General features: G+C 39.9%; 20 protein-coding genes. 6 read left to right on the forward strand and 14 right to left on the reverse strand.

Features of this window, described 5'->3' with window-relative positions:
* The first annotated feature begins 1 nt into the window (after position 1).
* Both B9A18_RS05700 and uvrC read left to right on the forward strand, forming a co-directional pair.
* Positions 2 to 2,221 carry a transglycosylase domain-containing protein gene (locus B9A18_RS05700; RefSeq protein WP_084288013.1) on the forward strand — a complete coding sequence of 740 codons (2,220 nt, stop codon included), beginning with the start codon at positions 2 to 4 and terminating at the stop codon, positions 2,219 to 2,221.
* Positions 2,222 to 2,245: 24 nt separating this feature from the next.
* Complete coding sequence (gene uvrC, locus B9A18_RS05705) at positions 2,246 to 4,051, forward strand: excinuclease ABC subunit UvrC (protein WP_084288016.1); 1,806 nt, start codon at positions 2,246 to 2,248, stop codon at positions 4,049 to 4,051.
* Positions 4,052 to 4,114: 63 nt separating this feature from the next.
* On the opposite strand, the gene porN is transcribed toward uvrC, so the two are convergent.
* From porN to B9A18_RS05735, 6 genes are all read right to left on the reverse strand, one after another.
* Positions 4,115 to 5,002 carry a type IX secretion system ring subunit PorN/GldN gene (porN, locus tag B9A18_RS05710; protein WP_235005244.1) on the reverse strand — a complete coding sequence of 296 codons (888 nt, stop codon included), beginning with the start codon at positions 5,000 to 5,002 and terminating at the stop codon, positions 4,115 to 4,117.
* Between the two features lie 4 nt (positions 5,003 to 5,006).
* Positions 5,007 to 6,548 (reverse strand): type IX secretion system motor protein PorM/GldM, encoded by a 1,542-nt coding sequence (porM, locus tag B9A18_RS05715; RefSeq protein ID WP_084288020.1) that lies wholly within the window; start codon positions 6,546 to 6,548, stop codon positions 5,007 to 5,009.
* 49 nt (positions 6,549 to 6,597) lie between these two features.
* Positions 6,598 to 7,401: a type IX secretion system motor protein PorL/GldL gene (porL, locus tag B9A18_RS05720; protein WP_084288023.1), complete on the reverse strand. Its 804-nt coding sequence runs from the start codon at positions 7,399 to 7,401 to the stop codon at positions 6,598 to 6,600.
* A gap of 45 nt (positions 7,402 to 7,446) precedes the next feature.
* Positions 7,447 to 8,814, reverse strand: a complete 1,368-nt coding sequence (gene porK / locus B9A18_RS05725) for a T9SS ring complex lipoprotein PorK/GldK (protein WP_084288765.1) — start codon at positions 8,812 to 8,814, stop codon at positions 7,447 to 7,449.
* A gap of 168 nt (positions 8,815 to 8,982) precedes the next feature.
* On the reverse strand, positions 8,983 to 9,753 hold the full coding sequence (locus tag B9A18_RS05730; RefSeq protein ID WP_084288026.1) for a uroporphyrinogen-III synthase: 771 nt from the start codon (positions 9,751 to 9,753) through the stop codon (positions 8,983 to 8,985).
* Between the two features lie 19 nt (positions 9,754 to 9,772).
* The gene (locus tag B9A18_RS05735) at positions 9,773 to 10,804 is read right to left on the reverse strand and encodes a DUF4271 domain-containing protein (RefSeq protein WP_084288029.1); all 1,032 of its coding nucleotides are present in this window, start codon (positions 10,802 to 10,804) and stop codon (positions 9,773 to 9,775) included.
* 377 nt (positions 10,805 to 11,181) lie between these two features.
* Here B9A18_RS05735 and B9A18_RS05740 point away from each other — a divergent pair, with 377 nt between their 5' ends.
* Together B9A18_RS05740 and B9A18_RS05745 are read left to right on the forward strand one after the other, a co-directional pair.
* Positions 11,182 to 11,853, forward strand: coding sequence for a DUF6266 family protein (locus B9A18_RS05740; RefSeq protein WP_084288032.1), 672 nt, complete (start codon positions 11,182 to 11,184; stop codon positions 11,851 to 11,853).
* A gap of 1 nt (position 11,854) precedes the next feature.
* The gene (locus B9A18_RS05745) at positions 11,855 to 12,493 is read left to right on the forward strand and encodes a DUF6266 family protein (protein ID WP_084288035.1); all 639 of its coding nucleotides are present in this window, start codon (positions 11,855 to 11,857) and stop codon (positions 12,491 to 12,493) included.
* Positions 12,494 to 12,590: 97 nt separating this feature from the next.
* Here B9A18_RS05745 and B9A18_RS05750 read toward each other — a convergent pair whose 3' ends face one another.
* Together B9A18_RS05750 and B9A18_RS05755 are read right to left on the reverse strand one after the other, a co-directional pair.
* The gene (locus tag B9A18_RS05750) at positions 12,591 to 13,802 is read right to left on the reverse strand and encodes a purple acid phosphatase family protein (protein WP_084288037.1); all 1,212 of its coding nucleotides are present in this window, start codon (positions 13,800 to 13,802) and stop codon (positions 12,591 to 12,593) included.
* A 141-nt stretch (positions 13,803 to 13,943) separates the two neighbouring features.
* Complete coding sequence (locus tag B9A18_RS05755; protein ID WP_084288040.1) at positions 13,944 to 14,813, reverse strand: ROK family protein; 870 nt, start codon at positions 14,811 to 14,813, stop codon at positions 13,944 to 13,946.
* A gap of 198 nt (positions 14,814 to 15,011) precedes the next feature.
* Here B9A18_RS05755 and B9A18_RS05760 point away from each other — a divergent pair, with 198 nt between their 5' ends.
* Both B9A18_RS05760 and B9A18_RS05765 read left to right on the forward strand, forming a co-directional pair.
* Complete coding sequence (locus tag B9A18_RS05760) at positions 15,012 to 15,731, forward strand: pirin family protein (RefSeq protein ID WP_084288042.1); 720 nt, start codon at positions 15,012 to 15,014, stop codon at positions 15,729 to 15,731.
* Positions 15,732 to 15,738: 7 nt separating this feature from the next.
* The gene (locus B9A18_RS05765; protein WP_084288044.1) at positions 15,739 to 16,041 is read left to right on the forward strand and encodes a hypothetical protein; all 303 of its coding nucleotides are present in this window, start codon (positions 15,739 to 15,741) and stop codon (positions 16,039 to 16,041) included.
* Here the strand turns inward: B9A18_RS05765 and B9A18_RS05770 are convergent.
* The 6 genes from B9A18_RS05770 to B9A18_RS05795 form a co-directional block, all read right to left on the reverse strand.
* On the reverse strand, positions 16,038 to 17,159 hold the full coding sequence (locus B9A18_RS05770; protein ID WP_159452611.1) for a 6-bladed beta-propeller: 1,122 nt from the start codon (positions 17,157 to 17,159) through the stop codon (positions 16,038 to 16,040). The two genes, B9A18_RS05765 and B9A18_RS05770, sit on opposite strands and share 4 nt — an antisense overlap.
* A 317-nt stretch (positions 17,160 to 17,476) precedes the next feature.
* The gene (locus B9A18_RS05775) at positions 17,477 to 17,719 is read right to left on the reverse strand and encodes a helix-turn-helix domain-containing protein (RefSeq protein WP_084288048.1); all 243 of its coding nucleotides are present in this window, start codon (positions 17,717 to 17,719) and stop codon (positions 17,477 to 17,479) included.
* Between the two features lie 105 nt (positions 17,720 to 17,824).
* Positions 17,825 to 18,967, reverse strand: coding sequence for a thioredoxin family protein (locus B9A18_RS05780; RefSeq protein ID WP_084288051.1), 1,143 nt, complete (start codon positions 18,965 to 18,967; stop codon positions 17,825 to 17,827).
* Entirely contained in the window at positions 18,954 to 19,880 is a 927-nt protein-coding gene (locus B9A18_RS05785) for a retropepsin-like aspartic protease (RefSeq protein ID WP_084288053.1), read from the reverse strand. Before B9A18_RS05785 ends, B9A18_RS05780 begins: the two co-directional genes overlap by 14 nt.
* A 22-nt stretch (positions 19,881 to 19,902) precedes the next feature.
* Positions 19,903 to 21,063, reverse strand: a complete 1,161-nt coding sequence (locus tag B9A18_RS05790; protein ID WP_084288056.1) for a TlpA family protein disulfide reductase — start codon at positions 21,061 to 21,063, stop codon at positions 19,903 to 19,905.
* A 47-nt stretch (positions 21,064 to 21,110) separates the two neighbouring features.
* Complete coding sequence (locus tag B9A18_RS05795) at positions 21,111 to 22,502, reverse strand: TlpA family protein disulfide reductase (RefSeq protein WP_084288059.1); 1,392 nt, start codon at positions 22,500 to 22,502, stop codon at positions 21,111 to 21,113.
* Between the last annotated feature and the right edge of the window lie 32 nt (positions 22,503 to 22,534).

A 22,534-nucleotide genomic window follows, 5' to 3' on the forward strand; every position in this document is an offset into this window, starting at 1 on the left:
AATGAGTAAACAACTTTCGAAAGAAGATATAAGAAAGTACAATTTTAGGATATGGAAGCTATTAGCTGGCGGGATCGTAGTATTTGCACTCTTCATTGTAGCTATAGGATTTGGCGTATTTGGCACCCTTCCGTCTTTCAGAGATATAGAACACCCTAAAAGCAATCAGGCATCTGAAATCCTGTCGGACGATGGTAAAGTACTAGGAACTTACTTTGTACAAAACCGTTCAAACATCAGCTACCAGGAGATCTCCCCTAATGTGATCAACGCCCTGATTGCCACCGAAGACGTACGTTTCAAGGAACATTCAGGTATCGATTTCAAGCGTACCTTTACCATCTTTTTATATGCCATTGTAGGAAAGAAGCAAGGTGGTAGTACCATTACGCAACAACTGGCGCTGAACCTTTTCTCCGAAGAAGGCCGACAAAAAAACTTTGCCAAGCGCTTGCTGCAAAAATTCCAGGAATGGGTTATTGCTGTAAAATTAGAGCGTAATTATACCAAAGAAGAAATTCTGGTCATGTACCTCAACACCGTTGATTTTGGAAACCAGGCTTACGGGATCAAATCAGCAGCAAGAGTTTACTTCAATACTACCCCTGATAAACTAACTGTTGCTCAATCTGCTACCCTAATTGGTATTCTGAAAGGCATCAGCCGTTATTCTCCTACCCGTAATCCTGAACGTGCACTGGCACGTAGGAACACCATTATGGGCTTGATGGTAAAGGCGGATTTGCTTAGTCAGCAGGAGCTGGATAAGGAAAAAGAAAAACCACTTGGACTTAAGTTCAGTGCAGCTACAGTAAATGATGGTATCGCACCATATTTCAGAGCGGTATTAAAAAGCGATATCAAAAGAATCTTCCAGGAGCGTTCGATCCTAAACAATGGCGTTCCGTACGACCTCGACAGAGACGGGCTGAAAATCTATACAACCCTTAACTACGACATGCAGATCTATGCTGAAGAAGCACAGAGAGAATACATGAAAGTACTGCAGGTTTCATTTGACAAAAGCTGGAAAGGTAGAAATCCTTTTAAAGGCAAGGAAATGCAAATCGAACAAGGTGTTAAAAGATCAGACCGCTATAAAGCCCTTCAGGCAGAAGGTAAATCTGAAGAAGAGATCAAAAAAGACTTCAATACGCCTACCAGACTGAGTATCTTTACCTGGCGTGGTAACATCGATACACTGATGAAACCAATTGACTCTGTAAAATACTATAAAATGTTGCTTAGAAATGCCATGATGGCGATGGATCCACAAACCGGCTTTGTTAAAGCATGGGTTGGTGGTATCAACTACGAGCATTTTAAATACGATCAGGTAAAAATGGGTACCAGACAGGTAGGTTCTACAGCCAAACCGTTCACCTATGCGGTAGCTATTGAAAACGGATATTCTCCTTGCTATAGCGTATTAAATGAACCTGTAACCATTGAAATACCTGGTAGTCCAGCATGGACGCCAAGATCTTCAGGTACCGTACCGGGTTATTTAACCCTGCAAAAAGCACTGGCACTTTCACAAAACTATGTTGCTGCCTATTTAATGAAACAAGTAGGCCCAACAGCAGTTGCTACGTTGGCTAAAAAAATGGGTATAACATCTGATGTACCTGCTTACCCTTCCATCGCACTAGGCTCATTTGATGCCTCTGTTTATGATATGGTAGGTGCTTACAGTGTTTTTGCTAACAAAGGTGTGTGGACTAAACCTACTTACATTGTAAGGGTTGAAGACAGAAACGGAGTAGTACTATACAGTGAAAGAGCAATTCCAAAACCGGCAATGAATGAGGAAGTGGCTTATGTCATGACCCGCATGCTTCGCGGTGTGGTTACCAATGGTACAGGATGGCGTTTAGCCGGAAAGTATGGCGTTAAAGGCGCGATTGGTGGTAAAACAGGTACTACACAAAACAACTCAGATGGTTGGTTTATGGGTATTAGTCCGCAATTGGTTGCCGGCGTATGGACAGGCTGCGAAGACCGTGCTTTCCATTTCACCAGCACTGCAGGAGGTGATGGTGCAACCACTGCACTGCCTATCTTTGCAGGCTTCATGAAACGCGTTTATGCCAATCCAAAGCTGAAAATTTCACAGGCCGACTTTACTCCTCCTAAAAATGGTGTTTCTATAACTTTCGACTGTGAGCAATATCAACAGCAGGAGCAGAAGACTGAATTAGACGAGAAACTAGGTTTTTAATAAGCACATTTTATCCCCCATTACATGAGTGCTTTCGATTATAAAAAGGCCCTGACTGATATTCCGCATAAACCTGGTATTTACCAGTATTGGGACGCAGAAGGAGTGCTTATTTATATCGGCAAAGCCAAAAATTTAAGAAACCGGGTTAGTTCTTATTTTAATAAGGACAACCAGATGAACGGGAAAACCAAGGTACTGGTTTCTAAAATCCGTAAAATAACATTTACCATCGTTGATACCGAAATCGATGCCTGGCTGTTGGAAAACAGCCTGATTAAAAAGCATCAGCCCAGGTATAACATCATGCTCAAGGATGACAAGACCTATCCATGGATCATCATCAAAAAAGAGCCCTTTCCGCGTTTATACTGGACAAGGAAAATGGTGAAGGATGGTTCCACCTATTTTGGTCCGTATGCCTCTGTTGGCATGATGCACACCATCCTGGATCTGATTAAGGAGACCTATCCTCTGCGCACCTGTAACCTTCCCCTGAGCCCTAAAAACATTGAAGATGGGAAGTTCAAGGTTTGCCTTGAATACCAGATTGGTAACTGTAAAGGGCCTTGTCAGGCTTACCAAACCATAACGGATTACGACTCAAACATTGAAGAGATCAAGGAAATCCTGAGCGGGAAAATTGGCAATGTTATCAAAGACGTAAAGCACGTGATTAAAAACGCTTCTGCTGATCTGAACTTCGAACTTGCTCACCAATACCAGCGCAAGCTGCTTGTACTTGAAAAGTACCAAAGCAAATCGACTGTAGTGAGCAGTGCCATTACCAACATAGATGTGGTGAGTATCGCTTCAGATGAGCGCTATGCCTTTGTCAATTACCTGAAGGTAATGAATGGCAGCATCATCCAGACACAAACCATTGAAATCAAAAAGCGACTGGACGAGACTGATGAAGAGTTACTTACCATCGCCATTACGGAATTCCGCACTCGGTTTAACAGTACTTCAAAAGAAATCATTGTTCCCTTTGAAATCAGCCTTTTAGATTCGAACCTTAAGTTTACGGTTCCAAAGCTGGGCGAGAAGAAAAACCTGCTGGAGCTTTCACAGAAGAATGTAATCTACTTCAAGAAAGAGAAACTCAACCAATATGAAAAGCTAAACCCTGATCTGCGCACAGACAGGATCCTGGCGCAAATGCAAAAGGACCTTAGCCTAACAAAATTACCTAAGCACATCGAATGCTTTGATAACTCCAACTTCCAGGGCGCTTATCCGGTTTCGGCAATCGTGGTTTTTAAAGATGCCAAACCATCCAAAAAAGACTACAGGCATTTTAACGTAAAAACTGTTGAAGGACCCAACGATTTTGCTACGATGGAAGAAGCTGTTTACAGGCGATATAAGCGCATGTTAGAAGAAGAGGATACTTTGCCTCAACTAATCATCATTGATGGCGGTAAAGGTCAGCTTTCCTCTGCTATGACCAGCTTAAAAAAGCTGGGTATAGAGAAACGCGTAACCGTGATTGGAATTGCCAAACGTTTGGAAGAGTTGTTCTTTCCGGGAGATCCCTATCCCCTTTACCTCGATAAGAAATCTGAGACCTTAAAAGTGATTCAGCAATTGCGTGATGAGGCCCACCGTTTCGGTATTACCTTTCACAGAAAGAAGAGAGATCAGGGTACACTTAAGACAGAACTGGAACAAATTCCTGGCATTGGTAAAACCACTGCCGATAAATTACTACAACATTTCAAATCCGTAAAAAAGATTAAAGAAGCAGAAGAGACCGAATTGCAGAAAGTACTGAATAAAGCACAGATGAAAGCGTTAATAGATTACTTTAATAAAAGCAAAGCATAAAGAAAAGCCCTGATGTGTAACACACCAGGGCTTTTCTTTATGCTTTGATCTTTAGTTCTAAAACTAATACTCCCATAAACTCTGCTCGTAATCAGAAATAGATTTTTTAATCCTTTCAGACTCGTGCAATTTGCGGGTATCCTTAGGATCAGTCTGACCCAGAATATCTATGATATTTTTATTTGCCGGATTGGTTTCTTTAACCACATAGCTTGAGAACAGACGTCTTACAAAGAAATCATCAAATGTAAGCTGTGAAGCATCATTCATTGGGTTTACCATTCTTTGCTTGCTTAACAGTTCTCTTGCATCGTTGTAATAGATCCAGAATACCGGTTGCCAGTTGCCTTCAACCATTTTCATAGGTGCAAGACCTACGATTCTTGGTTCGAAAATAGAACGTTTTACGTCAAGGATCCAATCTTCTTTAATTCTGTATTTCAAAAACTCATCAGATCTCAAACGTCGTAACTTAGGTTCAGCGATTTTACCTGTTGCCGAATCTGCTACACCTTCAGTTACGCCTCTTGCACTTTGCAAAGCTTCCTGAGCGGTTAAAGCAATTCTGAACGAATCATTGTCTTCCAGCAATTTCCCCGCAGTAGTGTCCTTTGGAGAATAAACCGTAAGCTCTTCATTCGAAACTGCTTGCAGTAAAATATCAATCAGCTTGGCACTTTCAGCTTTCAATACAGAGTTAATCGTATCGCGCAAATCGATTTCGCGCCAGACGCGTTTTGCATAATACACATCCTCTTCCCTTACATCAGCAAAGGGAACCATTACATTGCTGTCAACATCCACTCTCACTGAGAAGCCGTCCTTTGGTGGCGTCTTTATCTTTACGTTCTTTTTAACAGGTCCAACAGCAGTTGAAGTGGTTGTTTGTTGTGCAAAAGCACCAACACCTAACAACAGAAATGCGATAATACCTAATACGTTCTTCATCATATTGCTACTTAGCTACAAATGTTATTCCATCTAAAACCTTTTGTCTACCATCAGGTCCTTCACAAACAATGTCTTTGAAGATGATCGTAGCTCCTGGTTTAAGGGAGTTTAATGCACCTTTTACCTGTCCGCTGAAGCCACCGCCATTGTTTGTAACAGTAACAGCGTCAGAACGGGGGTTGATAAAAGTTGCAGAGAACCTAACTACCCTGAACTTAACATCAAAGACAAAATCTTCCAGTTGTGTATCGATGGCGCCAGCGCCTTCCATCCATTCCAAAGGAACGTTACCACCAGATTTACCTTTAATATAAGCCCTTGGAGTAGGCAATGCTTTAACCCTGAATTGTTGAGCTCCAAGGTTCAATGTTTTTCCACCATTACTTGCAGAAACATTAATGCTTAGTGTCTTACCAACCTGGTCGCCACCAACACTAACTGAGTATTGTCCGCTTCCAACCTTCTTGATTGATCCACCAGAGATGTTTGCATTAACACTTTCCAATGGGAATCCTGCTGCCGAAACAGAGAATGGATTCGGAATACCTGCGTAGATTACATTCATTTTATCCGGAGAAACTGTCGCCGAAGGCTTAGCTACCTGATAAGATTGCTCAGGAGTTGTATATTGTTTAACGGTACCGTCTGTTTGTTTCACACGGATCACGCCTTTCCATTTGAAAACACCAACACCACCGGTGCTACCAGTATAAGTACCTTTACCATCTTTAACAGAAAGATTGCTCCCGTTTACAGAGATAGCAGGGTTAGATTTTGAATCACTAGCCGTTAAGAATACTTCAGCAACATAAGGTTGTCCTTGAATTACGTAAGAACTTGGTGCAACTGCAACAGCATTAAACTGATCCAGGTTAACCAAAGCCTTATCCATGTTTCCAAATAATTTTTTCACGATTTCAGCTTCTGCATTCTTAACATCAGACTGAATTTTACTTAAGATGGTATTCGCCGCAGTCAGTGGAGTTCCCTCACCGAAATTGATGTCTACCCATTCTTTCTTTCCGTTTACACGCTTTACTGCATCCTTTGCTTCCAAAGAAAAGGTTACGCCAGCGCGATCCTTTTCATCGAGCAAAGCAATCAGCTGCTCACGGGTTTCATTAATTTTAGCTTTTAGCTTAAAGCCTTCTTTTTGGTTAACCATGATACCTTGAGCGATATCCATGTTCTCCCTCAATTTGATGTCACCGGTTTCTTCATTGATACCCTCACCGGCAGCAAGAAATTTATCTTTTAATTGCTGCACATAATTGTTCAAATCATCTGCATAAGCTTTAGCCTTATTGGCTTTATCCCAGATAGGTTGTGCTCTTGCTGGTTCTTCTTTTAACTTTGTATTTTCAAACGATGAAAACAATTGGTCAATGCTGGTACCTACATTGGTTTTAGAAGAGACCAAACTATCGTTTATATTTTTAAAAGCATTAAGTATAGTATCTGATACGTTTAAAGCGAGCATAGCTAACAATACCAAATACATGATATTGATCATCTTCTGCCTCGTTGTTTCTTTTCCTCCGGCCATTTTATATAATTAGGTCTGTTTGGTTAAATAATAACTAATTGATTACTAATTATACACGCGGCTGATTCATAGCAGATAGCATATTGCCATAAATCGCATTTAGTGAAGATAAGTTTTTCGCCAGTTTACCAACTTCATCTTTAAACTGTTTCGAATCTTCCATCGACTCGTTGAAGTTGCCCATTGTTAATGACAAGTTCTGATAGAATTTGTTCATTGATTTAAGATGTGCGCTAGAATCCTGCAATTCCAATTCGTAAACTGCGTTTAGTGCAGATAAGTTTTTAGCCAATGCATTCACCTGATCATGGTAAGCTGTAGCAGCAACATTACTTTCGCCTATTTCTACCAATTGCGTAGTAGCTTTCTGGAAAGCACCGTTTAATGAATCAAAACTGGCAGAAGCCGTTTTAATTTTGCTTGTAAATTCAGTTGTAGCGGCTGATGTATCAGCAACATTTGAGATCGCCGCAACTTTATCACCGAAGGTACGTAAGCCATTACCCAGGCTTTCGATCAATTCAGGACCGATTTTAGCATTAATCATGTTATCTAAGGCAGCAGTTGAAGATGAACCTACAACAGCAACCTGAGCAACCGGAGTAGCACGTTTCTCGCCATTATAATCAGCTGCTAACTCAGGATATACTTTTTCCCATGGCAACTCAGTTTCAGGTTGTCTGAAACCAGTTAAAAAGAATAAAAAGGCTTCTACACCCAGACCGATACCGATCGCATAGTTACCTAACGCTCCTCCAATATGTAGAATTTTAAATAACGCGCCCAAGATTACAATACTGGCACCCCAGGATATTGCAACGTGTAACCAATCGAATTTCTTTTTTGCAGCCATTGTTTTGTTAATAAAGATTTTAAGGGATTAGATTATTTTTTGTTTTTAATTGCGGTATGTAATATCGGTACCAGGGTATGCGGAAACGCATCTGAAACCGATGTATGACCTGGCTTGATCTTGATACTCATAAGTACCAACGGAGTTTTGAAGGAAGAAGCCTATATCCTTCCATGATCCACCCCTTACTACTTTACGTTTCATATACTTGCTGTCGCCTGTTTTAGCCACATAAGTAAAGTTAGGGTTAAAATCCAATAGCATTGGCGCAGCTGATTGGTTATAAGCTGTTATTGTCCATTCCGCAACGTTGCCTGCCATATTGTACAAGCCATAATCGTTAGGGAAGTAAGATCTTGCATTTACGGTGTAAAGACCACCATCATCAGAGTAATTTCCGCGGCCTACTTTAAAGTTGGCTTGCATACATCCTTTTGTGTTACGCACATAAGGACCACCCCATGGATATTTGGTTTTTACATTACCACCTCTTGCTGCATATTCGAACTGTGCATCACTTGGCAACTGATATTCTGGTCTGGAGTTTGCCGGCAATTTTCTGGCTGAGGCAACAGACTCATAGAAACGGGTACGCCAAACGCAGAAAGCACTGGCTTGTTCCCAGGTCACACCAACCACTGGATACTCATCGTAAGAAGGGTGGTTAAAATAGGTTTTCACCATTGGATCATTCTGAGAATAAGAATAATCTACTTTCCAAACAAGTGTATCCGGATAAACAGGAACTGAAGGGTGATGATTTGGATTTGAAGGATCTGGATTATCGGTATAAGTGATGATAAAATCCTGTCTTCTCTTTGATGGGTCTTTTCTGCCTTCAACAGCAAGATCAGAGCTTAAATAACTGTAAGCATATTTAAGCTTTCTGATGTCAATTTCATTTTTGCCCGGTAAAGCATCTGCACCGCTATAATACATATCGGTTAGCTTGCTGCCCATACCGCCGTTCTTTTTACTCCAGAGTAAAGATCCGCTACCAACCTTTTTCCAGTCGATATCTCTGTTTGCACCTAAAGCACCAGCTCCATCTGCGCCTTTCGGTGCAGCTTTAAAGAAAGCCGGAGCAACTGTCGGGCCTAAAGAAGTTACAGCAACTGAATCTCTAACCCAAGCCACAAACTGTCTGTATTCAGCGTTTGTGATCTCAGTCTGATCCATAAAAAATGCACTAAAGGAAGTCATCCTACTAGGAGAGCTTTGCGAGTTGTTGATATCTTCATCAGACATTCCAATTAAAGTCCTTCCCGGTGGTATGTATACCATGCCCAAAGGAATTTTATTGTTTCTGAATTTTCTATTATAAACTCCTACTAATTCTCCCTGTCCTCCTTTTCCACAACTAGAAAATAATACAGTGATTATAATAAAAGCAACGAAGTATAAGTTTCTCATAATAGCGCTAAGCAATTTTATAACAATTTTATCAATAATGATTGACATAAACAATTATTAGGTCATAAAAATGTGACCAATTGTAAAAAAGAAGTGGATTTTATGCCCCAATTGGGCAAAAATATAACCAACGAGAAACTTAATGAACAATAAGTAAACCCAAAGGGCTTACTTATTTGATTTCTTTATATAATTCTCAAGTGCCATAATCATAGATGGTGCCTCTGGGGAAGGGGCTGCGATATCTACAATCAGTCCTGCATCAGTAACAGCTTTATGTGTATTTACACCGAAAGCGGCAATACGCGTATTATTCTGCTTAAAGTCAGGGAAGTTGGTGAAGAGTGATTGAATACTTGAAGGGCTGAAGAAGGCAATGATGTCATAGAACACTTCAGCAAGGTCAGAAAGATCAGACACTACAGTTCTAAATAAAACTGCCGGTGTAAAATCGTATCCGTTTTTTTGCAGGAAATTCATGGTATCCTCGGTAGCGACATCCGAACAAGGATAAAGAAACTTTTCATTAGCGTGTTTCTTTAACACTTCGGCCAAATCAGCTGCTGTTTGTTTTCCAAAGAAGATTTTTCTTTTTCTGTACTGAATATATTTTTGCAAATACAAAGCTGTTGATTCTGAAATACAGAAGTACTTCAAATCGGCAGGCACATCGTATCTCATTTCTTCACAAATTCTGAAAAAATGATCTACTGCATTTCTACTTGTAAAAACAACTGAGGTAAAATCACCTAAAGCAATTTTATCCTTTCTAAAATCCCTGGCTGGTACACCTTCAACATGAATAAATGATCTAAAATCAATTTTCAGGTTATACTTTTTCGCCAAATCAAAATAAGGAGACTTTTCTGTTTCCGGCTTTGGCAAGGTCACCAATATACTTTTAACCTTACGTAGCCTATCTTCTGTCTTTTCTTGCATTATACTTAGTTAGCGTTTTTTACAATCCTATCGCCTTGATTAATATTAATATAGGGCAGATTTCGAGGGCACAAAAGTACAAAAACAAATAGACTTTTGAAAACCGATAATGAGATAAAATATTAACTCCTGCTCTAATAAATTGAAATACAAAGACAATCGTTAACAGAATGAAGGAAATCGCAATATAGTAAGGCCCATATTTTAAAGGAGATAGGGCAAAAGCGATCACCAAAGGGATGAACATTAGGGCGATATTAAAATAGCTTAAATATAATATCGACACGTATTCATTCACGGCTTTCTGGATATCGAAAAGATAACCAAGCACGCGCAATAAAACTATTTTTAACACATAAAGCACCACAATTAAAATAGAAATGCTCAGATAAAACCGAAATCCTGTATCGGAAAACGACATGTGATAATATTGTGTAACCAGGTAAAAGAACATCCCTATGGTAAAGCCGAACTGGATGAACAGGAGTAAAAAGGGCCAGGATGTAAAAAGGTTGTCCTCTCTATTCAGATTGTTTAATATCCGGTTGCTAAAAAAGGACTGGACAATGGTTTGCAGCTGTTTTGAGAAGGAGATATTTAATGAAGCGAACAATACCATTAACAAAGCGATTACCCCCAGTACCCATAGATTTCCCTTAGGTACCGGCGTCCCCAAACGGTACTGACTAAATTTTTCGGAGGTTTTATAATCTTTATAGCGGGTATACAAACCGGAACGTCCGTATACCTGCGCTTTTAAAATACTATCTATGATGATGTTTTTATCCACCAATGAATCAGGCAGTATCCAAGTGTGGGAAATAATAGAATCCGTTACAAATTTCTGCCGTGCATAATACTCGGTTACAATTTTTTGTCGGGCATAATAAGCCGAATCTTTTACAAATCTGCGTGTATAGTTCTTTTTAGCCGCCAATGCTGTATCTATTACAGGTTTCGCAGGCAAAGGAGCTAGCACCTGGGCATTGGCCTTGAAAAAGCTTATTGCAAAAAATAAACAGGTTATTAAAAAAATGCGACTCCAATTCATCGTCGCAAATTTAGATTATTTTCTTGTATTCTAGCAGGCTTTTACCTTCAGCCTGCTCCTACTCATAAGACGCCGGTATCAGCCTTTGCAATAACACGCCAATAAGTTGGGGGAAAGTAGCGGATAAGTTGCCGGTTGCCTTACCCTTCCCTTACCTTTGCGTTAGGGTTGCTTTACCCTAGGGGTAAACCAAGGGTAAGGCAAGGGTAAAGGAAGGGTAACCCAAGGGTAAAGCAACCCCTTACTTTACTGCTACTTTACCGCTAATTATCACGTAATTATTACACACTCTATCTATTGCATTTCAGGCACTTGTCTATTATATTTGTTTCAAGCCCTCCCGAATGGGGCAATTTATCTAACCAAATATTAACGCTATGGGAATTATAAACAATGGACCACACGGCCCATTTACGGGAAGAATAGGCAATACTGTCTATTACATGCTGAAAAGCAAAAATGTATCACGAGAAATCGGGATCAATACAAAACCACCTACAGATTTGCAGTTAAGAAACAGAATGGTTACCAAACTATGCAGTAAGTTTCTATGCGCAATAAAGGGTTTCATTGAAACCAGTTTTAGTGTTGAAGCCGATTTAATGGACGACAATGCCTATAATCAGGCTGCAAAAAACAATAAAAACCGAATCTTTGAAGGTAATTATCCGGATGTAAAGATTAATTATTCGCAAGTCATGTTGAGCAAAGGCCTTTTAAAGCCTGCAGAAAAATGGGGAGTAACACAATTTCCTATGGGACTACAGTTTACCTGGCAGACTGATCCAAAAATGGCTTGGGCAGAAGCGACTGAGCAGGCCATGTTGATAGCCTATTTCCCTGACCTGGACCGGACAGAATATGTAGTATTTGGTAATGACAGGATCAAAGGAAATGCAGTATTGGAACTTCCTCCCAGTTTGCAGGGAAAATACATGGAAACCTATTTATCCTTTATTGCTGCTGACCGGAAGCAGGTATCTGATAGTGTATATACAGGTAGTTTTAATAAACCAGATGCAACAGAACGTTTATTATTAACTACTTAATATGGGGATCTTAAAATCAGGGATCCATGGTCCCGTTCGCAATAAAACAGGTGCGTTAATCACCCGCATGCATAAGGGAATGAATATTGTTACCGGAGGCTACCGTAAAAGCAATAAAGCTCCAACCACGAGCCAATTGGATGCTCAGGCAAAACTTGGTCTGCTCAGCGGTTTTTTGAGCCATATTGATGAGTTGATAAAAATCGGTTTTAAACAGTACGCTAAAGGAAAAGACCCGGTAAATGTGGCCAGTGCTTACAACTATAACCATGCTTTTCTAACTGATGGTACAGAACTTACGCTGAATTATCCGGAACTGGTATATAGCAGGGGTTACATTCTGGCACCGGAAAGTCCGGCTGTGCTGGCTTTACCTGCACAAATAGAATTTAACTGGCTGCCGCAGCGACAATCTACTTATTGTCAGTATACTGATCTCGCTACATTTCTGATATACAATCCGGCAAAAAACCGGGCCTATAAGAGAGCTCTGATAACCGATCGATATGCACAGGGATATCTGTTTGACTTACCGTCAAGCTTTGCGGGCGATACCGTTCATTGCTATATGAACTTTGCGTCGAAAGATGGGAAATTACAGGGGAATAGCACCTACATTGGTGAATTAATCTGTAAATAATATTTAAAAGACAAGGGCTGAATATTGAAAACAGTATTTTCTGCAGTGACAATATTCAGCCCTTTACCAGCACGAGTTTTTGCAATTAATCTGGGTTTTATTTTTTTGACACTACATAAGTACCTACTTCTTTCCCCGAATCATCTAACATACTTACCTGAAGTTGTTTGCCGGTTGCTTTTATCTTTGTTAAGGTCCTGGTTCCCTCCTTTGGGCCTCCTCCTATTACAATAGCATAATTGTTTAAATTTTTGGCCGGCTCATGCACTTTATATTGATGTGTATGTCCACTTAACACCAGGTCAACTTTCCCGCGGTTCATGATAGGTTCAAACAGGTCGGTGCAATGTATAGCTCCATGCCCATCGCCTGAATAGCGTGGTGGAATATGCATCAATACGACACGGAAAGCTGCATTTCTAAATTCCTTACGCTTAATTTCATTTTCAAGCCATTTTGCCTGCTCCTCACGGTATTTATCAAAATCGACGATACCAGCATATACCGGGTGAGTATCGTCCTTATCTTCTCCTGAGTCAAGAATTACAAAACGGACCGGCCCAAGGCTGAATGCGGCATGACCTACATGATCAAAATAAGCAGGAAATTCCCGTGCAAATTTACCTCTGGTCTCATGGTTGCCACGTACATACAGAAATGGCGTGTTTTTAGCAAAATAATCCACACAAGGCTGTAGCATATGCTCTACAATCTGCTGTTCATCAGTCTGATAATCAAAAATATCACCATTAAAAAAAATGAAATCACTTTTACTGCCTTTATCCAGATTTAAAAGATGGGCAATAGATTTTGGCCGATCATGGATATCATTCAACATGACAAAAGAAACTTCATCTTTTGCAAGGTCAGGATTTAAGAAACTTTCTGTTGAACCCGAAATTGTTTCCCCATACGTAAGTTTATAGGGCTGAAAATCTTTGATTTCCTTAGAAACTATTTTATAATAGTAGGTAGTCGCAGGTTTTAAGTTTTCCAGTTTTATGCAATTCAATCGCTCCGCAGGTTTTAAACCCAGTTCGCTCTTACCATAGGCCTTTTGATCGAGTTTATCCGGTGCTTCTCCATACTCAACCCAGCTGGAACTATTTTTACTGGTGATCCATAGCACAGACATGCTGTTTCCAAAATTAGTCTGCAAGTACGGTCCGGTACTTATCTTGAATCCATCATCCTGGATGTTTAATGAGCTGGAGAGTGCCTTTTCAGGATTTAGTAAAGCCAGTCCGCCAAGGGCAAATCCTCCTTTTAGAAAGGCTCTTCGATTTTCCTTTAATAAATTTTCTTTCATTTAATCTAGTTTTATAAACTCAGCTTGTTTATCGCCATCCTATTTTGGATGCGACCAATATAATGACCTTTTTTAAATTCTCCGTATTTCTAAGCCAATCTCTATCGTGTAAAATTAACCACGATAGTCTGGCTATCATGGCTAACGTTTTTGCCAGCAACTTGCAGCTCCTGCAATAGCCGCATTTTCATTTAATAAGGAAATATGGATGGGCAGGTTATGTCCCATCGTTTTCAATTTATCTGTCAAAGCAGGTAAAAATTTATCCTCAGCTTTTGCGATATTACCTCCTATAATAATGGCTTCAGCATTAACTTTTTGTAGAAAGTAATGCAGGAAGTTGGCCAGGTTACCCGCAAACTCATCAAATATTTGCTGGACAATAGGAGATGCTGTATACAGCTCTGTCAACTCTTTTACATTTAAAATATTTAGCCCTGTCAATTCATGATAACGTTTCAAAAACCACCTGGTAGAGATATATTCCTCGGCAATGCTATCTAAAAAAGGAATGCACCAAAAGTCTGCATCATAAGCATCTCCATTTTCGAATACAGATGAACCTAAACCCGTACCTAATGTAACGCCGATTACTCTATCATATCCCTTTGCCGCACCAATAAAGGCTTCGCCGGCCAAAAAACAAGCTGCATCGTTTTTCATCAGGATATCGTCGCTCTCTATTCCGAGGGCTTTTGCCAATAGTTCTTTAGCATTGAGCTTGTACAAAGCCTCATATTTAGTGGTACCGGTGATGTAGGAAATACCTTTTTCATAATCGAAGGGGCCCGGCATAGCTATACCAATTTTGCCTGGTTTTAAGCCAACTTTTTCGTGTGCTTCATTAATCGCTTCACACCAGGTATTTATGATCTCCTCGCTGGTTCCATTTGGATCCACCTTTTTTCTGGAGAATGACGCTTCGAGAAAAGAACGATCTTCCATGTTCAAGATTGCGGCTGTTATATGGGAACCGCCTATATCAGCTCCTAGTACGTACTTGCTATTCATTTAATTTGGTGTTTATGATTATGAAGCTATCATGAGGGATGGTTTCATTCTTCAAAAATATCAGATTAATTGAATAAAAACAGAGAAGTTTACCTGCAGGCAAAAAATGGCATCTGGCAATCATCTTTCTTACCTTACATCAATGCCGGGCAAACCAGTCGTATCTATATTTGTATCACAAAATAAGAAAGGAAATTTATGGCACAGTTTGTTTTACATAAAGGGAACACCAGAGGACACGCCAATCATGGCTGGCTGAATGCTCATCATACATTTAGTTTTGCAAATTATCACGATCCGGAAAGAATGCACTTTGGTGTATTGCGGGTTTTAAATGATGACAGTATTGACGGGGGAATGGGATTTGGCACACATCCGCATGACAATATGGAAATCATTACCATCCCTCTGGAAGGCGCACTGGCACATAAAGACAGTTTAGGAACCTCCTCTGTCATACAACACGGAGATATACAGGTGATGAGTGCAGGCACAGGCGTACAACATAGTGAGTTTAACGCCAACGCTGATCAGGTAGTAAAACTGCTCCAGATCTGGCTGTTCCCCAACAAAAAAAATGTGACTCCCCGTTATGGACAGATTACGCTGGACATTGCCAAAAGGCACAATAACTTCCAGCAGATTTTATCTCCCGAGCCGGATGATGCGGGAGTCTGGATACATCAGAATGCCTGGTTCTCTTTAGGCACTTTTGATGAGAATTTTGAAACGGACTACCAGATCAAAAAACAAGGAAACGGCGTGTATGCTTTCGTTATCAAAGGCAGTGTAACCATTGATGGGCATGAACTGAGTACCCGTGATGGATTGGGTGTATGGGATACGGATAAAATTAGCTTAAAGTTCAATACGCCAGATACAGAAGTACTGTTAATGGATGTACCGATGGAACTATAAATCCGCTATGAAAAAACTAATCATTTTATACATCGGTCGTAACCAGGAGATTACTGATACCATGAACCGCCTTTTAAATGCAAGGGAGGAGTGGGAAGGAATTACAACCTGTCTGGACGAAGAAGCACTGGTAATGGTTAAGGATACGCCTATAAACCTGGTGTTGTTGGGTAACGGGATCTCTGCTGCAGCAGAGAAAAAATTAAGGGCCGACCTGATACGCGTCAGGCCAGCCCTTAAAATTATACAGCATTACGGAGGCGGCAGCGGTTTACTTTATAGCGAAATTATGGCGGCGATGGGTTCTTAAAAGTCTCTCAATCTGAAAAACACAAATACTGGATTTGAACTCGCTGGCTCTCTATTATCCAGATATTCCTTCAGAAACCCACGGCCTTCTTTCTTTAGCTTTAATACCTCGGTGATCTGATCATTTTCTATTAAAGTAAAAAAGGAATTGTTATGAACGCCAAGCACTCCAAATAACAACATGTCATTCAAGCTTTTAATAAGATAACTATTAAAGGCCTTATTATTTGTTTTGTTATGAATAATATATCCAAGCTCTTTTCTCAAAGAATAAGAAACAATAACATTGCTATTGCTTTCCCAGAATGTTTTTACTCTGGCGTAATCATACATACTCGGAGATGGTAAGTCTAAACTTGTCGCACTAAGAAGGTTTATGTTGTAATTCACAAAATCTATCTTGTAAGCAGGAGCAACAAAATCTGGATATTTATAAATAGAATTCTCCTGGTCGAGAAGCATATTTATATCTTTATCGGTCTTAAAAATGTGGTTTTGTGTAGTCCCTATTTTTAAGCTCGCCTTAAGCTCGGTATCCGGCACTGCAAAATATTTATTTTTGACTGTAAAATTGCTATCCGTCTTTATAAAATAATAAGGGGAACCAAACATATTGTTAACATACCCCTGAAAAATGATCAAACTATTGATGTCAACGGCTTCGACTTCCGTTGCCCAGAATGAAAATTCTTTGGAATCAATTAAATCGGTTTTATTAAAAGTCAAAAGCAATCTTTTCTCTGAATCAACAATATTTACTTTACCGTTTTTTATAAAAAAGCTCGTTGCCTTAATCTTCTCATCTTTTTTTGTCTTGAATTTATTAAAGTCAATATAATAATCCATTGCCCCCTGAAAATCAAAGCAATAAAGCTCACTTACAATATCATCGAATATATATATTCGGTCCCCAACTATTTTGACAGTTCTTGAGCTAATTGGATTTTCCTTCTTTTTGTACCCTTTTAATTCTACATACTTCAAATCATATAGGATATCATTTGGAATTTTGTCCGATTTTAATACATCCGATATGGAAATTACACCATCCTTGACAATATTAACAGAGAAACTTTCTTGTGGCTTCTTATTTTGATTTGTGCAAGAAGTTAAAACCACTATTAGAAGTAGGTTTAGGTATATTTTGACAGTATAATTTACCATTTAATTTTACTTTTCTTAAAGATTAAGCATTCCGAAATTACAGGTTAAAAACTTAAAGACTGTAATGTAATGCTACAGTCTCTAAATTCTACATTTTATTTAACCATAAATTTCCGGCCTGGATCCCATCGTTTTTTTGGGCATAAGAGAAAAGGCTCACGCAATTGAGAAATATAAAGCAGGTTATATAATTAAGTAGTTTTTTCATACAAGAGCGGCTAAACACTAGGGTAACCAATGATAAAAAAAAGGAGAGGCTGTTCCAATAGACATTATCTATTACTTTCATTAAAATAACCATCCAGAAATTCCTGGGGACTGAGTTCAAATACAGTGGAGATTTGAATGATCCTATCTAAGTGAAACTTTGTCTGCCCATTCTCCAAAAGACAATAGGCGTTTTGAGAAATTTCCAGGATATTGGCCATCTGAGATTGAGAATATCCTTTCTCCAGACGTATTACCCTTATATAATCGCCTAGAGCAACTGAGCTTTGCGTTAATTTCTTATTCATTGTAGTTTTTTAAAATGAGGCGCTCCACTTGAACGCCTCATAAGAGTCTAATTTGAGTTTCGTATTAAATTCACCTACTCCAACTCGGTGTAAGTTCAGAAAGCATTAATTCAATATATTTTCAAAATGTTTGGTTGGCTTATTAAGGAGCTTTGCCTTTTTTATTCCCCAGCTCGCATATAGCTTCGCCTTTTCAGGATCATTCTGCTGTTTCATCATATTAGCTGCAGTGCCCAAAACTCCATAAGTAGAATTTTCTGAAACTACTTTTATCATCCAGTCAGCAAACAAGATTTTTTCTTCTTCATCAACATCAGGAGAATACAGATACATGGCCATATAACGGATTTTATTGTCATCGTCATTATAGTGATTCACCGCATATTTAAAAAAGGCCTTGCGGTCTTTCAATTGCCTGTAGTAATAAGCTTCAGCCATATCCAGTCGAGCATATGGCCAGTCAGTTTCTGAGAATAGAGGCTTCACCTCGTCAAGGAAAATTTCAAACTTCAAATCGTTTCGTTTAGGAATAAGGTTCTTGATTCTGGTCGCCATAATTTCATTGCGACGGGCGTACACAAGATCCTTTCCGTACAAAGCTTCAAGTTGACTATAATTTTTAAGCAGCTGATCAGAAAGCTCAGGGTCCAGGCTTCGGCTCATCAGGAAAGGAACAGCATTAACTTCTGCCAACAAATCCTTTCCTTTCAAATAGGCAATCAATTTTTCTGAATCAACGGATTTACGTTCTGTAAACATCGCCTTATAAAAATCTGCATGATTAACATCCAGCGCCGGGCTAAAACCTTTTAAGGCAAATCCATTTTTAGATTTTGCAAGGGCATCATTCAACAGGCCCTGAAACTCATCAGCCTCCTTATAGCCTGAGAATTTTGCAACCAGCTGTCCATCATTGTTTAACAGTAAGAAACTCGGAAAGCCTGTTATCATGTATTTAACTTGTAATTGTTTGCCAATATCTTCCTTAAAGAAATCAATCTTTACGTTTATAAAATTGTCTTTCATTTGCTTCATCACCGCAGGCAATGGGAAAACCTCATCGTCCATTTGTTTGCAGGGATGACACCCCACAAAGTAAGCATCGACAAACACCATTTTGTTTTCTTTCTTAGCCTGAGCTAGCAAGCCTTTCCAGTCGGTAACCGTGGTAAACTGATTTTCTTGTGCACCAGCGGTACCTACTAATATCATCAGCGCAAGGCTGAACAATAGTTTAAATACTTTCATGATTGTAGTTTTGGTTAGGAATAATATAGATTTCTTTCTTTTGCATATTGATGGTGAAGTTATATCTGCTAATGAGGCCTACTCCTATAGATCCATCAAATCCCGGATTCCAGCTTTCGCTTTGTCCACCCCCGGCCATCAGGGTTACCGACATATTTTTAATAGGTTTTACAGTTGAAAAGGAAAATGCAGATGCCTTACCGGCAAAGGTTGGTGTGTTCATCCCCATACTTAAGGTACTGCCATGGCTATCGGCCTTAAAGCCACTAACCAGCAGTTTGTGCTGTTTTACAAAAGGGCGGAAACAAATCAGGTTATAGGCTGCTCCTGTATCAAACACAAAATTGCCTGTATGGGGCTTGTCGGCCGTAATGCTCAATGTACCTGGAATGATGAATAAACCAGAAAGGATGCTGAAAGGAATGGCTGTCCCTCCTTTTTCTTCAAATTCACCAAAATTGTACAAAAGTAATTCTTTACGGTCGTAATCCACTTTCACAATGTAATGTCGGGCCAGTGTGTTACCAATGATGCCATCTGTACCTTCCTTATGCATCTCTTTAAATATGGCGATGCTCTGGTTTTTGAAGTCGAAATCCCCCATATGAACCGTGTTACCACTGGATACAGTTATGTCAACGGAACCACCCACTACGGATGCCTTTTGTGTCCGCGTTACTTTTAAGCCTATGGAATCGGCAAGTCCCTGACCTACCGCCATGCCATCAGCTCCCGTATCAAACAACAGTTTTAAAGGGCGCTGAAAATCGTTGAGTTTTACGGTAAGGATAATAGTACCGTTACGGCTTTCAAAAGGAATACGCGCAACCTCCTTAGCCTTTAATACAAATGCACTCAGCTGCATCAAAACCAGCAGTGTAACAGAAAACTTATAGTTATGTTTAAATTTCATTATTTGATTGCTTTATATCTGCTTAAAATCCATAGATTTTCTCGAGGGCCTTGTCAATAGCGTCAGAGGCACCACTCGTTGTACGGGTGATGATCCTGCCATCCGCCCCTACCAGAATTTTTGTTGGGAAGGCATTAACATTAAAGGTTTTTACAATGTTCTGTTTTTCAATTCCGTCCTGATTCAGGATATGTATCCAATTAATTCCATCTTCCTGAATGGCCCTTGACCAGCTGCTTCTGGATTCTTCCAGGGTTTTACCACGCTCCTGGGCAATGGCCACAATCTCAAACCCCTTTGACTTATATTTTTTGTACAATTCTTTAAGGTGCGGATGGCTCGCCCTACAAGGACCGCACCAACTGCCCCAGAAATCGATGATATATGTACGACCCTTTAAAGTCTCAGTACTGATTTTATTGCCCTCCTTATTGACACGCTCAAAAGTAAAAACCGGTGTCCCGGATTTTGTTACGCTCAGCTTTTCAACAATCTTGCCTACGGCAAGTCCGGTAGGTGTATCCTTGTAAGTTGGTTTCAGCGTCTCCCAGGCAGCAATATATTCATCTGCGCCATAGCTGTTTGCCATACGTGAAAGCAGGAATACAGATGCAAATGCATCAGGGTTGGCAGCAACAAAAGCCTTTTCCATTTTTGTATTTTCACGGTAAGCGTTCATAATGCCCTGATGTAACTTAACCGAATCAGCAGGTAAACGTTTCACCGTCTGGTCAGACAATTGGTCCATCAACGCTCTGTATCTGCCCGTAGTAGCTGCAGCTTTCTGCAACAGGCCATTGTAAAGTTCATTTTGTAAATCGCCTTCGAGCTTAATTTCCCATAGTGCAGTTGCATCGCCTTTCAATGTGATGTTTTTATCCAATAGGAAAAAATTAAATGGAGGTACCGGCATCTGGCTACTTCGGATATCTTCCTTCGGCCAGGAAATGGACAATCTTGCAACAGCAGGCATGCGCTGTGAAGGAACACGAGCGGAAAAATAATCGCCTTTCCCCTGTACACTTACATACCCATTTTTAGTGTCATTTCCTGTCCAGGAAATGCTCAATTTATTGTTGTTCAAACCTCTTAAAGTTCCACTGATGGTAATGCTGTCCGCCTGCGCTACAGCTACCGAAGCAAAGAACAAAAGACCGAGTATAGATACCAGGGTTTTCATCATACATTTGGTTTTAAATTAGAAAAGGCCGGACAAGCCGGCCTCATTTTTTATTTTGCCGACAGTGTTTTTTCGAGCAATTTTTTAAGTTCAGGATTTGACGGCCTTGGTGAATCAACACTTACAATTTTTCCGGCTTTATCAAATACCAGGAAACGTGGGATTGTATTTACTTTATAATATTTCGAGAAATCATTTCCCGGTCCACCTGCAAATAGCTGGGTGCCACCCAGGTTTTCGTCTTTAATCATCTTAAGCCATTTCGCTTTGTCTTTAGGATCATCCGTTGAAAGACTGATGATCTCTACATCTGTCCCTTTCATCTCTTCTTCCAATTTTTTCAAATGCGGGATTTCTGCTTTGCAGGGTCCACACCAGGTTGCCCAAACATCAACTAATACTACTTTTCCTTTCAAACTAGCCATAGTTACAGCTTTACCTTCTTTATCTGGATAAGAAAAAGCCATAGCATCGTCGCCGGCTTTTAACAACGCCAGCGGACTTGCAATATCTATGTTGCGTTTTTTCTGACTTGCAGTGATTACGTATTTGCCATGAGTATTCATCAAGGTCTTATAATCTTCAAAATTTTTGTACCTGGCTGCTACATCAAGCACAACGTCACCTTTTAAAGTATCATTTGGCAAATAATTCAGGTCATTATTCAGGTCATCAAGCCCCCCGGTAAATTTGATATTCTGTTGCCTTCTGTTTACGCTGATTACACCGCTTAATGTACGACTTCCCCAAGGCTGACTGTATACTCCTGCTGTGTTTTTTGCGAAATCCTGCGCCTTAAGCGTGGCATAAAAAGAACTGTATTCTTCAACCGAAGGATGTGCAGACCGTGGCGTATTCAGAAAGTTACTGGCATAACCTGCCATATCCCAGCTCATGTATTGTGGCATATTTTTATCAAACCTCGCATTCCCGGTAGTTTTTCCTGCCAGAAAACCTTTGGTCTTAGCCGAAATCTCTTCCAATTGCGGAAAGAAATCAACGAAAGTACTGTTCACCTTCATGAAGTTAATCGCCTTCTGTTCCAGGGGATTTACAAAATCATGCCATTGGGTCATTACCACATTTTCTTTCGAGTTCAGTTTTCCATTGAGCACATAACTAGAATCCAAAATAGATACAGACAGTTTATCACCCCTTTTAAAATAGAATTTATAATTGTCATTCGGACTCATAGGGTTTCCTGTACCAATAACATATAAGCCCTCATATTCGGGATAAAACAAGAAGCCAAACTTACCTCCCTTTTCATCCGGTGTAGTATTGGCAATCTCTACCGCTTTACCTTCTACTACTTTAAATAATTTTACCGGAGTCACCCGCTTCTTTTTAACAATTCCCGTTACCTCTACAGGAAGCTGTGCAAATAAAGTGCTGCTGCCCAGACTAAGTATCATGGCAGTAGTAAATAGTTTTTTAATCATGTTAGTTTATATTTATTTGTGGTTATTTCAAA

It is taken from the genome of Pedobacter nyackensis, from assembly GCF_900176505.1.
GTDB lineage: Bacteria > Bacteroidota > Bacteroidia > Sphingobacteriales > Sphingobacteriaceae > Pedobacter > Pedobacter nyackensis.